This window comes from Rhodococcus sp. 05-2255-1e (assembly GCF_002259025.1).
Lineage (GTDB): Bacteria > Actinomycetota > Actinomycetes > Mycobacteriales > Mycobacteriaceae > Rhodococcoides > Rhodococcoides fascians.
On the sequence record NZ_NOZE01000043.1, the window covers coordinates 1 to 15,719 of the forward strand.

At 64.6% G+C, this 15,719-nt stretch carries 13 protein-coding genes; 4 read left to right on the forward strand and 9 right to left on the reverse strand.

All coding sequences use genetic code 11. The features are described from left to right. Window positions 1-39: 39 nt before the first annotated feature. The 3 genes from CH262_RS24735 to CH262_RS24745 all read right to left on the reverse strand — a co-directional run bounded on the left by CH262_RS24735 (window position 40) and on the right by CH262_RS24745 (window position 2,835). Window positions 40-741: a DUF2334 domain-containing protein gene (locus tag CH262_RS24735; protein WP_094718710.1), complete on the reverse strand. Its 702-nt coding sequence runs from the start codon at window positions 739-741 to the stop codon at window positions 40-42. A 55-nt stretch (window positions 742-796) separates the two neighbouring features. Continuing rightward, on the reverse strand, window positions 797-1,306 hold the full coding sequence (locus CH262_RS24740) for a glutathione peroxidase (protein ID WP_027495833.1): 510 nt from the start codon (window positions 1,304-1,306) through the stop codon (window positions 797-799). 131 nt (window positions 1,307-1,437) lie between these two features. Further along, window positions 1,438-2,835, reverse strand: coding sequence for a cation:dicarboxylate symporter family transporter (locus tag CH262_RS24745; protein ID WP_032386372.1), 1,398 nt, complete (start codon window positions 2,833-2,835; stop codon window positions 1,438-1,440). Between the two features lie 234 nt (window positions 2,836-3,069). Here CH262_RS24745 and CH262_RS24750 point away from each other — a divergent pair, with 234 nt between their 5' ends. Then, the gene (locus CH262_RS24750) at window positions 3,070-4,563 is read left to right on the forward strand and encodes a sensor histidine kinase (protein ID WP_230073743.1); all 1,494 of its coding nucleotides are present in this window, start codon (window positions 3,070-3,072) and stop codon (window positions 4,561-4,563) included. Then, on the forward strand, window positions 4,560-5,234 hold the full coding sequence (locus tag CH262_RS24755; protein ID WP_032374017.1) for a response regulator: 675 nt from the start codon (window positions 4,560-4,562) through the stop codon (window positions 5,232-5,234). Before CH262_RS24750 ends, CH262_RS24755 begins: the two co-directional genes overlap by 4 nt. 39 nt (window positions 5,235-5,273) lie before the next feature. On the opposite strand, the gene CH262_RS24760 is transcribed toward CH262_RS24755, so the two are convergent. Together CH262_RS24760 and CH262_RS24765 are read right to left on the reverse strand one after the other, a co-directional pair. Continuing rightward, a complete protein-coding gene (locus CH262_RS24760) occupies window positions 5,274-7,412 on the reverse strand; it encodes a S9 family peptidase (RefSeq protein ID WP_094718683.1) in 2,139 nt (712 codons plus the stop codon). Continuing rightward, window positions 7,409-8,293 (reverse strand): phosphoribosylaminoimidazolesuccinocarboxamide synthase, encoded by an 885-nt coding sequence (locus CH262_RS24765; protein WP_032386737.1) that lies wholly within the window; start codon window positions 8,291-8,293, stop codon window positions 7,409-7,411. The genes CH262_RS24760 and CH262_RS24765 overlap by 4 nt, the downstream gene beginning before the upstream one ends. 63 nt (window positions 8,294-8,356) lie before the next feature. On the opposite strand from CH262_RS24765, the gene CH262_RS24770 reads away from it, so the two are divergent. Further along, window positions 8,357-9,760 (forward strand): MDR family MFS transporter, encoded by a 1,404-nt coding sequence (locus CH262_RS24770; protein ID WP_094718684.1) that lies wholly within the window; start codon window positions 8,357-8,359, stop codon window positions 9,758-9,760. 51 nt (window positions 9,761-9,811) lie between these two features. On the opposite strand, the gene CH262_RS24775 is transcribed toward CH262_RS24770, so the two are convergent. From CH262_RS24775 to CH262_RS24785, 3 genes are read right to left on the reverse strand one after another with little or no spacing between them, the layout of a single operon-like run. Next, window positions 9,812-10,861 (reverse strand): ABC transporter ATP-binding protein, encoded by a 1,050-nt coding sequence (locus tag CH262_RS24775; protein ID WP_256988973.1) that lies wholly within the window; start codon window positions 10,859-10,861, stop codon window positions 9,812-9,814. A 2-nt stretch (window positions 10,862-10,863) separates the two neighbouring features. Then, on the reverse strand, window positions 10,864-12,426 hold the full coding sequence (locus CH262_RS24780; RefSeq protein WP_256988974.1) for an ABC transporter permease: 1,563 nt from the start codon (window positions 12,424-12,426) through the stop codon (window positions 10,864-10,866). Window positions 12,427-12,447: 21 nt separating this feature from the next. Next, complete coding sequence (locus CH262_RS24785; protein WP_094718686.1) at window positions 12,448-13,488, reverse strand: iron ABC transporter substrate-binding protein; 1,041 nt, start codon at window positions 13,486-13,488, stop codon at window positions 12,448-12,450. 116 nt (window positions 13,489-13,604) lie between these two features. Between CH262_RS24785 and CH262_RS24790 the strand changes: the two genes are divergently transcribed. Beyond that, window positions 13,605-14,798, forward strand: a complete 1,194-nt coding sequence (locus CH262_RS24790) for an FAD-dependent monooxygenase (RefSeq protein ID WP_032400077.1) — start codon at window positions 13,605-13,607, stop codon at window positions 14,796-14,798. Here the strand turns inward: CH262_RS24790 and CH262_RS24795 are convergent. Further along, window positions 14,795-15,688: a siderophore-interacting protein gene (locus tag CH262_RS24795; RefSeq protein ID WP_094718687.1), complete on the reverse strand. Its 894-nt coding sequence runs from the start codon at window positions 15,686-15,688 to the stop codon at window positions 14,795-14,797. The two genes, CH262_RS24790 and CH262_RS24795, sit on opposite strands and share 4 nt — an antisense overlap. Window positions 15,689-15,719: the final 31 nt, after the last annotated feature.

Genomic DNA, 15,719 nt, shown 5'->3' on the forward strand with positions numbered 1-15,719 from the left:
GATCCGAAGGGGGTGGGGTGGAGGTCAGGCAGCGAGGAGTCAGGCCACGCGAGTTTTGGTGCGCGGGATCCATTCGTAGACTCCGGCTGCGGCGTTGTGGTGCAGGGAGAGGTCGATGGCATCGAGGATTGCCTGTCGGGGCGCGGGGCGTCCGAGTTGTTTGGCGCTGATGGCCAGGCGCACCACTCCCCCGCGTCGGGCGGTGCGACCGGCGCCGAGTACGAGTGCTTTGAACCACCAGGGTTCGGCTTTGAAGCCTTCGCCGATTCCCCAGACCCGGGCGCGGATGGTGCCGTCTCGGTCGAGATCGTGAATACCGTTGAGCGAGGCGATCATTCGGAATCCTGCCTCCGGGAGCGCCTCGATGGCTCCGGGTGAGGCGATCCAGCGCGGAGCGGCGAACACTCGGGTGCGCAGACCGGTCTGTTCCATGACGCGGTCCGCGGCCATCAGTCGCAGTCGAGCTTCGTGGCGCGGCAGTGCGGCGAACTCGGAACGTCGACGCTTAGTCGCGGCCTGGTCGTAGCCGTGCAGAACGATGGCGTCGCCACTGTCGCGACGGGAGCGCAACCATTCCTGGGTGGGCACGTCCGCGGCCAGCCGGTACTTGTCCTTCAGCCGCGGTGCGACGAGCAGCGACAGCGGGACGCCCCGTCCGTCGAGGTCTCGCGCGAACTCGGCGGCATGCTCGTAGGTGTCGTTCTTGATTCCGCTCACCGACACGATCAGGCGTCCAGACATGACTCGAGCCTCGCACACCAGCGTGAACGAGGCCCGAAGTCGATGCAGACAGAAGCTAAACGGCGATCGTTTCCTTCGGCAGGATCTTGTCGATCGCGGCGAGGACCTCGGGCGCGTCCGGCTCGGTGCGCGGGCGGAACCGGTTAGTGACGACGCCATCCGGGGAGATCAGGAACTTCTCGAAGTTCCACTGAACGTCTCCGGCTGTGCCGTCGGCGTCCTCGGTCTTGGTCAGTTCGGCGTAGAGCGGGTGCCGATTGTCACCGTTGACGTCGACCTTCTCGGTCATCGCGAACGTGACGCCGTACGTGGTGGAGCAAAAGGTTTCGATTTCTTCGGCGGTGCCGGGCTCTTGGCCACCGAACTGGTTACACGGCACCCCGACGACCGACAGGCCGCTGGCGGAGTACTCGTTGGCGAGCTTCTCCAGCTTTTCGTACTGCGGGGTCAGTCCGCACTTGGATGCGACATTGACCACGAGGACGGCCCGTCCGGCGTACTCGTCGAGCGAGGTAGGCGCACCACCCAGCGTGTTGATGCCGATGTTCTGAACTTCAGTCATCATCCGAACTTACCTGTGAGTACCGACAGAATGGAACCGACGCACAAAAGCAAGTACGACCCCGCTGGTGGCAGGGCCGTACTTGCGTTCTTCCGAACCGGGCGACGGGGGGATGCGCGTCGCCCGGCAGGTTCTTATGCCTTGGCGGCGTTCTTTTCGATGATGACCTGCTTGTCTGCGGGTGCGTCGTCTTCGGGGTAATGGTCGTCGACCATGGTTTCCTCGTCGAACGGCAGGTTGCCGTCGAGCACCGTGTTGACTCGTTCCTTGTCCAGGGTCTTGGTCCAGGTGCCGACCAGCAAGGTGGCAACGGCGTTACCCGAGAAGTTGGTGACGGCGCGGGCTTCGGACATGAAGCGGTCGATTCCGACAATGATCGGGACGCCGTCCAGCAGCTGAGGGGCATGACTTTCCAGGCCGCCGGCCAGCGTGGCCAGTCCGGCTCCGGAGACTCCGGCTGCGCCCTTGGAGGCGATGATCATGAACAGCAGCAGCGAGAACTGCTCGGGGATCGAGAGCGGCAGGTTCATGGCGTCAGCGATGAAGATCGAGGCCATCGTCAGGTAGATCGCGGTGCCGTCCAAATTGAACGAGTAACCGGTGGGGACGACGATGCCGACGGTGGTGCGCTCGACTCCGACGTGTTCCATCTTGGCGATCAGACGCGGCAGGGCCGACTCGGACGAGCTGGTGGCGACGATGAGCAGGTACTCACGGGCCAGGTACTTGACCAGCTTGAAGATCGAGAAGCCGGAAACGAACTTCAAGATCAGGCCGAGGAAGAAGAACACGAAGATGAAGCAGGTGACGTAGAAGGCCAGCATCAGAGTGCCGAGCTGCAGTACCGCGTCGAATCCGGTCTTGCCGACGACACCGGCGATGGCACCGAAGGCACCGATCGGGGCGAGCCACAGGATCATCGTCAGGATGCGGAAGACGAGCTTCTGTACTGCACCGATGCCCTTGAGGATGCCTTCGCCGCTCTTGCCCATGGCCTGCAGGGCGAAGCCGACGAGGATGGCGACGAACAACGTCTGCAGTACCGAACCTGCGGTGAGCGACGACAGCAGCGAGGTCGGAATGATGCCTGCGATGAAGTCCATCGTGCCGCCGGCCGCCTCGGCCGTTTTGACCAGTTCATCGGCTCCGCCGCTGGGCGGGATGTCCAGACCGTCACCGGGCTGGATCAGGTTGCCGACGACCATGCCGATACCGAGCGCGATGGTGGACATGCTGAGGAAGTAGGCCAGGGCCAAGCCGCCGACGCGACCGACACTGGCTGCCGCGCGGACCGAACCGATGCCGAGAACAATGGTGCAGAAGATGACCGGGCTGATCATCATCTTGATCAGGCTGACGAAGAGCGTGCCGAGCACGGCCAGCGAGACGCCGAAGTCCTTCCACACCAGGCCGACGATGACTCCGGCGATGACGGCGATAATCACCGCGATGTAGAGCCAGTGAGTCTTGTCGCGCTTCTTCTTGGGCTCGGTGGGCGGATTGTCGAACCGCTCCGCATCGATGGTTGTCATGAATGTTCCTTCTGGTTCAAGTGAAGCGCGAGTCGAACTGCGGACTTCGTAACTGTCGCGGGTGGAGTGAGGTGGGTCACCCCTGCTGAGAGATGATGTTGCTGCACCCAGTGACTGGAGTCACCTATACGTTCATTCTGTTCACATCGATGTTTCTTGTCTGAAAGGAATGTGTTGTCCTCGAAGCGGCCGCTGAGCGTGGCGGGCCAGGTTTTGGTCCTGCAACTGGTCGTCATGGCCGTCGTCGTTCTCGCCGGCGGGATCCTGACGATCCTCAACGAGAGGTCCAACAGCGACGACGCCACCCGACGTGAGGTGACGGCGATCGCGGTGAGTATCGCCAACGAACCGTCGACGCCGCTGGCCATCGAATCCGAAGACCCGACGTCTCGTCTGCAGCCGGAAACGGAGAAGATCAGGCAGGTCACCGGGGTCGACTTCATCGTCGTCATGGCTCCCGATCGCACCCGCTTCACGCACACCACCGTCGACCTGATCGGTAAACCGTTCAGCGGCAACATCGATCGCGCACTGCTCGGTGAGACGTTCACCGAGACGTACGTGGGCTCTCTCGGCCCGTCCATCAGGGCGGTCACACCCGTCACCGATACCGACGGCGAGATCGTCGGTCTCGTGTCCGCTGGAGTCACCCGCCAGAAGATCAGCGATCAGTTCCTGCAAGGCCTGCCGTTGATCCTCGCCGTCGTGCTCGCGGCCTTCGTCGTCGCTGCGGCCGGTTCGACGCTGCTCAGCCGCCGGCTACGGCGTCAGACATTGGGGATGGCTCCGGCCGAATTGCGGACGATGTACGAGCATCACGACGCCGTTCTGCATTCCATTGGCGAGGGTCTGTTGGTGTTCGGACGCAGCGACGAGGCGGAGTTGGTCAACGACGAGGCCCGACGCCTTCTCGACCTACCGGACGGGCCGGTATCGCTGACGTCGTTGCCGGAGTCGATGCAACAGATGGACACCGGGATCGTCCGCGGTGAGCTGCATCTGACGAAAGATCGTGTACTCGTCGTCAACCAGGATCCGGTCATGTGGGAGGGCAAACGCCTGGGTAACGTCCTGACGATTCGCGATCAGACCGAGTTGCGTTCGTTGATGGGCGAATTGGATTCGGTGCGCAGTTTCGCGGAGTCACTGCGCTCGCAGGCGCACGAGGCGGCGAATCGGTTGCACACGGTCATCACGATGGTCGAACTCGGTCGGCCCGAAGAAGCCGTCGAATTCGCGACGGCCGACCTCGAACTCTCGCAGACGCTCATCGACCGGTTGATGAACGCGGTCGGCGAGCCTGCGCTCGCGGCGCTGTTGCTCGGCAAGGTCAGCCAGGCTGCCGAACAGGGCGTCGAGCTGACGATCACCGACGACACGGCGATGGAACACGAAGGGGTTCTGACTGCTCGCGAATTGGTGACGCTGGTAGGCAATCTGATAGACAATGCGATCGATGCCTCGAAAGAATCCGACCAGCCGTGGGTCGAAGTGACGGTCCGCGACGCCGACGGTGAACTCGTCGTCCGGGTGGCCGACAGTGGTCCCGGCATGCCACCGGAAACCTTGAAAGCTGCTCTCCGGCGGGGATACTCGACCAAATCCGGATCTCGCGGACTCGGCCTCGCGCTCGTGACGCAGGTGATCACGCGGCACGGTGGCACGTTGACCTCGGAAGTGACGTACGGGTCGGTGTTGGTGGCGACCATTCCGGGAGCGACGTCGTGATCCGCGTACTGATCGTCGACGACGAACCGCTCATCGCCGAGGCACATAAGACGTACGTCGAGCGGACACCCGGTTTCGACGTGGCCGGAGTCGCACACACCGGCGCTGCGGCCATGCGATTCGCCAGCACCGAACCAGTCGATCTGGTGTTGCTGGACATCGGCCTGCCCGACGCCAGTGGCATCGACGTCGCTGCGGCGCTCGGCGGTCTTCGTCCGAGCCCCGACGTCATTGCCATCACCTCCGAACGTGATCTGTCAGTAGTTCGTTCCGCAGTGGCGCACGGCATCGTGCTGTATCTGCTCAAACCGTTCACGTTCGCGGCGTTTCGAGACAAGCTCGAGCGCTACCGCGAATTCCACGACGCATTACCCGCCGGCGAGAACGCGTCCAGTCAGCGAGACATCGACCGTGCGATGGCACACCTGCGCACGGCCGACGAACGCGTCTCCACCCCCAAAGGCATTGCCCCGCAGACGATGGACGGCATCACCGCCAGCGTCAAGGAATCCGTCGACGGCCTCAACGCCTCCGAGGCGGCCAAGGTTGTCGGCGTATCCCGGGTGACGGCCTGGCGCTACCTCGAACGACTGGCCGACGACGGCCTCGTCACCCGGCACACCGAATACGGCAAAGCCGGGCGACCACAGGTCCGCTATGTGTGGCGTTAGAGCGGCTGGCGCCGCATGTGAGTGGAAACTCGTAGCAGGCTACGAATTTCCACTCACATGGGCACCGGTCTTCTCGACGATCCAGGCGTACTCGAAAGCCGCTTCTTTCCATTTCTCGTAGCGTCCGCTGACTCCGCCGTGTCCGGCGCTCATTTCGGTCTTGAGGAGCAGGTCCGAGTCACCCGTCTTCGTGGCACGCAGGGCCGCAACCCATTTGGCCGGTTCGACGTACAGGACGCGGGTGTCGTTGATGGACGTGATCGCGAGGATCGACGGGTAGTCCTTGGCCTCGACGTTCTCGTAGGGGCTGTACGACTTCATGTACTCGTACACCTCCTTGTCCGCCAACGGGTTTCCCCACTCGTCCCATTCGATCACCGTCAACGGCAGCGACGGGTCGAGGATGGAGGTGAGTGGGTCGACGAACGGCACGTTGGCCAGGATGCCGTTGAACAGCTCGGGTGCGAGGTTGGCCACCGCACCCATCAGCAGTCCGCCTGCGCTGCCGCCGTCGGCAACCAGATGCTTCGGTGAGGTACGGCCGGTGTCGATCAGATGCTGTGCGGCAGCGATGAAGTCGGTGAACGTGTTCTTCTTCTGCAGCGTCTTGCCCTGGTCGTACCAGTGTCTACCCATCTCACCGCCGCCGCGCACGTGTGCGACGACGAAGACGATGCCGCGGTCGAGCAGGGACAGACGCGCTACCGAGAACGACGGGTCCATCGATGCCTCGTACGATCCGTAGCCGTACAGCAGCGTGGGAGCAGGCGCCTCGGGGACGTCCTTGCGAGCGATGACCGACAGCGGAATCTGTGTTCCGTCCGGCGCGGTCGCCCACTCTCGGTGCTGCACATAGTCGCCGGCATCGAACTGACCCAACACCGGCTGCGATTTACGAAGCAGCAGTTCACCGCTCGCGATATCCAGGTCGTAGACCTGACCGGGCGTGATGAACGAGGTGTAGACCATCCTCAGCAGGGGCTGATCCCATTCCGGGTTCGAGCCCGCACCGACGGAGTAGAGCTCCTCGTCGAACTCCAGCTCGCGGTACTCGCCGTATCCCTCGTCGGTCAGCGGCCAGATCGCCATGCGGGTCAACGCTTCTCGGCGGTAGGTGAAGATCAGGTGGCTCGCGAAGGCGTCGATGTCCTCGACTCGGACGTCGCCCTGATGCGGAACCAGAATGCGCTGATCGAGTGGATCGCTGACCGGGGCCTCGGCGAGCAGGAAGTTCTCGGCCTTCTCCCCCTCAGTACCCCAGCCGTTGACCGAGCCGTTGTGGGTGATCAGGAAGCGATCCTCACCGGCCACGACGGCGTGTTCGATGCTGTACTCGATGCCGTCCGTGCGCGGCAGTACGACGCGGAACTCGCCCTCGGGATCGGTGGATTCCAGGACGAGGCACTCGGAGGTGATCTTGGAGCCGACCCAGATCATCAGGTACTTCTCACTGCGCGTGGAACCGAATCCGACCCAGTAGCTCTCGTCTGGCTCGTGAAACACCTTGACGTCCTCGGCTTTGCCGAGGGTGTGCCGCCAGACGGTGTCGGGACGCCAGGACTCGTCGACCGTCAGGTAGAACACGTGGGTAGCGTCGGCGGTCCAGGTGGCTCCCGGCGCGACGTTCTCGATGGTGTCGGCGAGCAGCTCACCGGTCTCGAGGTTCTTGAAACGCAGCGTGTACCGCTCGTCACCCTCGGTGTCGGTCGAGTACGCCAGCAACGTGCCGTCGAGGCTGATCGAGAAGGCCCCGAGCGAGAAGAAGTCGTGACCTTCGGCTTCGACGTTGGCGTCGAGCAGGATCTGCTCCCCCGGCACATCCACGTCGGACGACAGTGTCGGCGGTGTCCAGTCGTCGGAAGAGTCGACGGGACAACGGCATTGGAGGCCGTACGACTTTCCCTCGACGGTGCGTGAGTAGTACCACCACTGGCCCATGCGCGTCGGCACGGACAGGTCGGTCTCCTGGGTGCGCGATTTGATCTCGTCGAAGATCTTGCCGCGGAGTGCTTCCAGTCCGGCCGTCTGCTGCTCGGTGTACGAGTTCTCGGCTTCGAGGTAGGCGATCACCTCGGGGTCTTCCTTGGCGCGCAACCACTCGTAGTTGTCGATGAACGTGTCGCCGTGATGGGTGCGCCCCTGCGGCACCTTCTTGGCAATGGGAGGGGTGATCGTCATGGCGTGACCCAATCGTCGAAGTTCAGGCCCGAGATGCGCTCGTAGGCCTCGATGTAGCGGCTGCGCGTTGCGGCGACGACGTCGTCGGGCAACGGTGGCGGTGGGGTGTCGGACGCTCGGTCCCAGCCGGATTCGCCGGTCAGCCAGTCGCGAACGAACTGCTTGTCGAAACTGGGCTGAACGCGACCTTCTTCGTACGAATCGGCAGGCCAGTAGCGCGAGGAATCGGGGGTGAGCACCTCGTCGGCGAGAACGAGGTTGCCGTCGGCATCGGTCCCGAACTCGAACTTGGTGTCCGCGAGAATGATTCCGCGTTCCAGAGCGAAGTTGGCTGCACGCGAATAGATCTCGATGGTGTCTTCGCGGAGCTTGAAGGCCAGCTCGGCACCGACCAGTTCGACGGCCTGGTCGAAGGTGATGTTCTCGTCGTGCTCGCCCAGTTCGGCCTTGGCGGCAGGAGTGAAGATGACCTCGTCGAGTTTGCTCGATTCGATCAGGCCGGGCGGCAGTTCGACGCCGCACACCTTTCCGGTCGCGTTGTAGTCCGCCAACCCGGATCCGGTGAGATAGCCGCGAGCAACGCACTCGATCGGCACCATGTTCAGCTTCTTCACCACCAGGGCGCGGCCGAGCAGTTCGGCGGGGATGCGTTCGTCGAGCGGATCACCGGCCAGGTGGTTGACGCCGCCGAGCTCCTCGAAGAAGAACACGCTCATCGCCGTCAACACCCGTCCCTTGTCCGGGATCGGGGTGTCGAGGATGTGGTCGTAGGCCGAAATTCGATCGCTCGCGACGAGCAGCAGATGCGCGTCGTCGATCGTGTACAGATCGCGGACCTTGCCGCCGGCCAGATGCTCGTAGCTACTCAGTGATGGTCGCACGAGGCTCAACACTATCTGGGCCGGTGCCGCCACGTCGGCGGGCAGGGATCACAATGACTAGCAATGGCAACGACCGAATCGACCCCGGACATCGGATTCCGCTCCGAACGCGGTCCCATCCTGATCGCGCTGATGCTCAGCTCGTCGCTGGTTGCGCTGGACGCGACGATCATCGCCACTGCGGTGCTCACCATCGTCGGCGACCTCGGCGGGTTTGCGCAGTTCCCGTGGTTGTTCTCGATCTACCTGCTGGCACAGGCTGTCTCGGTGCCGCTCTACGGCAAATTGTCCGATCTGTTCGGGCGCAAAAGGATCATGGTGTTCGGCATCGCGGTGTTCTGCCTGGGCTCGATTCTGTGCGGCCTGGCGTGGAGCATGCCTGCTCTGATTGCTTTCCGCGCGATTCAGGGACTCGGTGCGGGTGCCGTGCAGCCGATGTCCATCACGATCGCAGGCGACATCTACACGCTGCCCGAGCGCGCCAAGGTGCAGGGCTACCTGGCCAGCGTGTGGGCGATTTCCTCGGTGCTCGGCCCCGCCCTCGGTGGCGTCTTCTCCGAGTACCTGTCGTGGCGGTGGATCTTTTTCATCAACATTCCGCTGTGCGCGGTGGCGGCGTTCATGTTGCTGCGCAAGTTCGAGGAAGGCGCTGTCGAACGCACCAAGCCGAAGATCGATTACCTCGGTGCAGCTCTGCTCACCGTCGGCGCGACGATGGTGCTCCTCGGCCTGCTCGAAGGCGGCCAGTCCTGGGCCTGGGGTTCGCCGATCAGCATCGCGATCTTCGTTGTGGGCTTCCTACTGCTGGCGGTGTTCGCATGGGTCGAGTCCCGCGCCGAGGAGCCGATCCTGCCGCTGTGGGTGTTCACCCGGCGGGTGCTGGTGGTCAGCAGCTTCATCTCGTTGCTCGTCGGCGCATTGATCCTGGGACTGACGTCCTACGTCCCGACCTTCGTACAGGGCGTGTTCGGCACCGGAGCCATCATCGCCGGCTTCTCGCTGTCCACGCTGACCCTCGGCTGGCCGATCGCGGCATCCCAGTCCGGACGGGTGTACCTGCGCTTCGGCTTCCGCACGACGGCAGTGGTCGGCGGTTCGATCGGGATCGTGGGTACGGCACTGACGACTCTGCTCGACGCCGATTCGCAGATCTGGCACGTCGCGGCGATGTGCTTCGTCATCGGCCTCGGCATGGGGTTGATCGCGAGCCCCACATTGATCGCCGCACAGTCGAGCGTCGAGTGGGCCGAACGCGGCGTCGTCACCTCCACCAACATGTTCGCCCGTTCACTCGGTAGCGCCGTCGGCGTCGCGGTGTTCGGTGCCATCGTCAACGCCCGTGTGTCCGGAGATCCAGAACCCGAACAACTGTCCGACGCCATCCATCTGGTCTTCATCGGAGTGCTGGTCGCCGCCGTCCTGATGACTGTCGCTGCGGTGTTCATGCCCAGGCGCACTGCCCGATAACTCGCCCACTGGTTCCGCCGCGTACCGCGACCGGAACCCTACGTCACGGCATCAACTCACCGAACGCGAAAACCAGTGCACCAGTGAGGTCACCGAGACGTTCACGGCTGTACCGGGAGCGAATCGGTCGCAGGCCCGAGCGACGACACGCAGCCGGAGCCCGGTATCGCGGTGTCGCACAGTGACCGAGCATTCGGGGCCGGTGAACACTTCGTGTTCGACGAGAAATTCGCCGTCCTCGCGCTCCGAGACCACCAACTGCTCGGGCCTGAGCAAGACCTGCCCCATACCCGTTGCCCTGGTGGTGGATTCGAGACGACCGAGAACGGTGTCGACCCAACCGTCGCGCGCGGCAGCGTCGACGTAATAGGCGTCGCCGACGAAGCTCGCCACAGCCGGCGTGGTGGGGCGCTCGTACAGTGCACGCGGCGTATCGACCTGCGCGCAGCGCCCACCCAGCAGGACCGCAACCCGATCCGCGGTGCCCAGTGCCTCGGCCCGATCGTGGGTGACGAGAATGGACGCGGTCTTGCTGGTGAGCAACAACTCTCGCACGTCCTGCCGAATCGAGGTCCGCAGACCCGCATCGAGAGCAGCGAACGGCTCGTCCATCAACACCACCGACGGAGCCGGGGCCAGCGCACGCGCCAACGCGATCCGCTGCTGCTGCCCGCCCGAGAGTTCGCTGGGTCGGACCGCACCGGCGTCGGGCAGTCCGACGAGCTCGAGCATCTCGTCGACGCGGCGGGCCCGTTCGGCTCGGCCGGACAGGTACGGCCGCACGAACCCTGTGCGCAAACCGAATTCGATGTTCCGGCGCACCGTCAGATGCGGAAACAGTCCACCTTCCTGCGGCATCAGGCCTACTCCCCGCTTCTCCGGCGGCACCTGGACACGCCCGCCGACGGAGAGGTCGCGCCCATCGGCGGTGATGCGGCCCGCGTCGATACGGTGCAGGCCTGCGATCGATCGAAGCAGAGTCGTCTTGCCGCAGCCGGAGGGTCCGAGCACGGCGAGCATCTCACCGTCGCCGAGGTCGAGATCGATTCCGTGCAGCACCGTCGTACTGCCGTACGAGGCAACGAGATCGGACATCACCATGCTCATGACAGTGCCACTCGCTTTCGCGTCGTACGCCGCAGCGCCCGCGTCAGGACGATCGTCGGGACGACGGAGATCAGGATCAATGCGAGGGCGTAGGGGGCCGCCTCGCCGTAGCGGAATGCCTCGGTGGTGGACCACAGCGTGGTCGCGAGCGTGTCCACACCGCGGGGGCGCAGCATCAACGTCGCCGGTAGTTCCTTGGCGACGGTCAAAAACACCAGAGCGGCTCCGGCCGCGATGCCGGGCGCGGCGACAGGAATCGTCACCCGCAGGTCGGTGCGCACGCGTCCTGCCCCGATGGTCCGTGAGACATCCTCCAGCACAACCGGAGTGGCCTCGATCACCGATCGGGTGCTGCCTACGGCCAACGGCAGGAACAGCACCACGTACGCCAGCACCAGCAGCACTGCGGTCTGATAGAACGACGGTAGGAACCTGATTCCGAGAAACACCGTGGCGAGCCCTACCGTGATCCCCGGTAGTCCGTGCGCGATGTACGTGGACAACTCGGCACCGCGGGCGGCCCTCGACGTGGATCGGGCCGCGAACAGCGCGACCGGCAACGCGAGTAAGGCCACCACCACGGCGGTCGTCGCGGAGTACTGGACGGTCGTGGCCGTGACGGCCAGCACGTCCACCCAGTCGACGGTGAAGCGCAACGATCGACTCAGCCACCGCACCAGGGCCAGAATCGGTACCAGCACCGAAACACCGAGGGCTGCAACGACAACGGCCAGAGCAGGCGCGCGCCACCGGCCCAGAACCACAGGCTCGGCCATCCGGTCGGTACCCGATCCCACCCTCGCCGTGGCCCCGCGTCGGGCACGCCGTTCGAGGAGGGTCAACACCAACGCGCCCACCACGAGGACCAGCCCGAGAACAGCGGCCGCGGTGCGATCGAGTCCGCCGCGATAAGCACTGTAGACGCCGAGAGTGAAGGCGTCGTACCGCATCAGCGCCACCGCTCCGAAGTCACTGATCGTGTACAGCGACACCAGCAGTGCACCTGCTGCCGCAGCCGGAACGACGCGGCGACACTCGACCGTCAACGCGGTCCGCAGCGCCCCGCGACCCAGGGTTCGAGAGACCTCGGCCAACGACGGGTCAGCGGTGGCGAACGCAGCGGACACCGGCAGCATCACCAGCGGGAAGCACGACAATGTGAGCACCAGCGCGGCACCGGAAAAGCCTGCCAACGAGGGGAATTCGGCGATCCACAGATAGCCGGACACGTACGACGGGATGGCCAACGGTGCCGCGAGGATCATCGAGAAGATGCGTCGACCCGGTAGATCGGTTCGGACGGTCAACCACGCGAGCAGCGCGCCCACCACGACGGACGCGACCACCACGGTGAGGGCGAGCGTCGTCGTCCGGACAACGAGGTCGAGCGTGCGTTGCCGCAGAAGCAGCCGCAGGACCTTCTCGGTTCCGCCGTCGAACGCTCGAACGAACAGGTAGACCAAGGGTGTCAGCGTCAGCGCTCCCACGCACAACGCGGCCGTCCCGAGAACGGGACGACCGCCGAAGTGGTGCCGCCGAAGCGGCTGGAGTGCAGACACGAACCCGGAATCGAGCACCGACTAGATGATTCCGACGTCGGTGAGCAGGGTCTGGGTGGCGTCGAGGGACGAGAGCCGGCCCAGATCGAGGTCGGTCGAGCCCAGGTCGGACAGCGGCGGCAGGTCGTAGTCCGAGGTGACACCGTCGATGACGGGGTACTCGGCGGTCTCGTTGGCGAAGTACGTCTGCGATTCGGTCGAGAGCAGCTCGCGCACGAAATCGAATGCCGCTTCCTGGTTGTCCGAGGCAGCAAGTACACCGGCACCGGCGACGTTGATCAGCGCGCCGGGGTCGCCGGGCTCGAAGTAGTGCAGCTCGACGGGAGCGTCGGCACCGTTCTCGTCCTTGAACGGGTACCAGTAGTAGTGGTTGAGCAGTCCCGTGGCGACCTGACCGTCGTTGACGGCGGTCAGCAGCGGACCGTTGCCCTCGAACGCGACCGGCTCGTTGGCGACGAACCCTTCTAGCCAGGTGCGGGCACCCTCCTCGCCGCGCTGTACGCGCAGGGCAGTGACGAATGCCTGGAACGAGGCGTTGGTCGGTGCGTAGCCGATCTGTCCGCGCCAGCGTGGGTCGAGCAGTCCGTCGATACCGGTGGGCAGATCTGCTGCCTGCACCGAATCGGAGTTGTAGGCCAGCACGCGGGCCCGTGCGGAGGTCGCGACCCAGGTGCCATCGGTGCCGCGGTACTGCTCGGGGACGAGCGAGAGGATGTCCTCGGGCAGCGGTGCGAGTGCGCCCGCCTCGTCGAGAGCGCCGAGAGCACCTGCATCCTGACCGTAGAAGACGTCCGCCGGAGTCGCGTCGCCCTCTTCGAGGATCTTCGCGGCCTGGGCGTTGGTGTTGCCCGAGTAGTCGACCTCGATGCCGCCGCCGATGCGTTCGATCAGGGGGTCGACGAGTTCTTCGCCGCGGCCGGAGTACACCACCAGGGCGGACTCTGCGGTGGCGGACTCGGAGGTGGAGGTGGTGTCACCGGAGTCCGAAGAGCTGCAGGCGACCAAACCGAGGGCAAGGGTTGCACTGCACGAGAGCAGCGCCAGACGGCGAACGGTGAACACGGTTCTCCTGACGAAAACGGGTCAAACGGACAATTCGAGAAAGTACACCACCAAGGTGAGGCTCAGCTACTTTCCCCCCCGGATTGAACGACCGGCAGCCCGGGCATTCCCGCCCGATGACCGAACGCGTGCTCGTCACCGGTGCCAGCATCGCCGGCCCCACCGTCGCCTACTGGCTCGACAGAGCGGGATACGACGTCGTCGTCGTCGAGCGCAGTCCGCAGCTGCGTCTGGGCGGCCAGAACATCGACGTCCGCGGTAGTGGACGCGAGGTGCTGCGGCGCATGGGCCTGGAGCAGACCCTGCTGGCCAACGGCACCACCGAGAAGGGCACCAGATTCGTCGACGATTCCGACGCCACCATCGCGGCCTTTCCGGCCGGAGACGGATCACACGACGGACCGACGGCGGAGATGGAGATTCTGCGCGGCGAGTTCGCGCGGATTCTCGTCGAATCAGCCGGTCCGCGAACCGAGTACCGGTACGGCGATCGCGTCGTCGACGTGGCTCAGGATGCCGACGGCGTCGATGTCACGTTCGCGTCGAACGCAGCGGAGAGGTTCGACCTCGTCGTGTTCGCCGACGGAATCCGTTCCAGTAGCAGAGAACTGGCGTTTCCTGCCGAGGCGGAGACCACGCCGGTCGGCTTGTACACCGCCTACGGGGTTTTGCCGAAGGGACCGAGTGACGACGGCTGGTGGCGGTGGTACAACGCCCCCGGATCCAGGGTCGCCAATCTGCGCCCGGACAACCTCGGCACGACGCGTTTCAGCCTGTCCTGGGTGTCCGACGACGGCGGGTACGAAACCGCGTCCACCGAAGAAGTCGTTGCCGCCTTGCGAGCGACGTTCGCCGACGTCGGCTGGGAAGTGCCCAGAATCCTGAATTCGCTCGGACCGGATTCGGAGCTCTACGTCGACTATCTGGCCCAGGTGCAGGCTCCGCGATGGTCGAACGGCAGAATCGGCATGCTGGGCGACGCTGCTTGGTGCGCAACACCATTGAGCGGGATGGGCACCACGTTGTCGGTCACCGGGGCCTACGTGCTCGCCGGGGAACTCGCCCGAGCGCGCGATCATCGCGCCGGGTTCGAGGCCTTCGAGGCGCGCATGCGTCCGTTCGTGAATCAGGCTCAGAAGCTGCCGCCCGGCGTGCCTCGCGTCGCGCATCCGAAAACGACTGTGGGAGTAGCTGCTTTTCGCACCGTGCTGCGTCTGGCCGGATCGAAGCCGGTCCAGGCGGTCACGAGCAGATTCCTCGGTCCCGACGCGGCGACGCTGGAATTGCCCGACTACGAATTTCGGCGCTAGAGCCCGACCCGCTCGAGCAGCGCGTCGAATGCCTCACTGGCTTCCTGCTCGGTGCGGCCGGATTCGATGACGCCGTTGTACACAGCGAGCGCCTCCTCCTGATACTGCTTGTACTTTTCGAGCCACTTCTCGGAATCTGCCCGCCAATATCCGATGATGTCGAAATGCGCTATGTCGTAGCCCAGTTCCTTACGGAAGTACTTACGCACCCGACGCGAGGACGACGCCTCTGCGGCGAACCACACGTAACCGCGTCCCTCGGGCAACGGGTAGGCGAGCACGGCGTCGTCGAGCACGCTGGCGCTGTCACCGTTCCCGGATCCGATACGCCAATCGAACGTGACATCGGCCGGGGTTTCGAAGGATTGGATGTCGCCGCGCTCGAGCACCTCGACAATGGCGTGCGCCTTCGCCCCGGCCGGCAACTGTTCGACGAGCCGGCCGAGCGCGGGCAACCCGGTCATGTCGGCGACCAGCAGGAGCCATTCGACGTCGGCGGGAGGTGAGTACCAGGATCGCGGACGCGTGAAGAGCACCGTCTGACCCGGGGCGGCCTGCTGGGCCCACGTCGCCGCGACCCCACCCTCGTGCGCGAAGAAGTCGATGGTCAATTCACCACGTTCCTCGTCGAGGCGCCGAATGGTGTAGTTGCGGCCCTCCGGTGCGTTCTCGAGACCGTGGAACCACCACACACCGTCGACCTCGGTCATCGGCGGCGGCTTCGTTTCCCCCGCCCGAGGGAAATAGACACCGACACATTCGTCGGGCACCCCGAGTGTGCGGTAGCCGGCAACATGCTCGCCGCCGAACGTCACGCGCACCATGTGCACGGTCAGCCGTTCCACCGCAACGACGTCGGCATAGTAGAAGCCGACCGATCCTTCACTCATCTTCGTCCTCGATACATATCTCGTCGTTTCT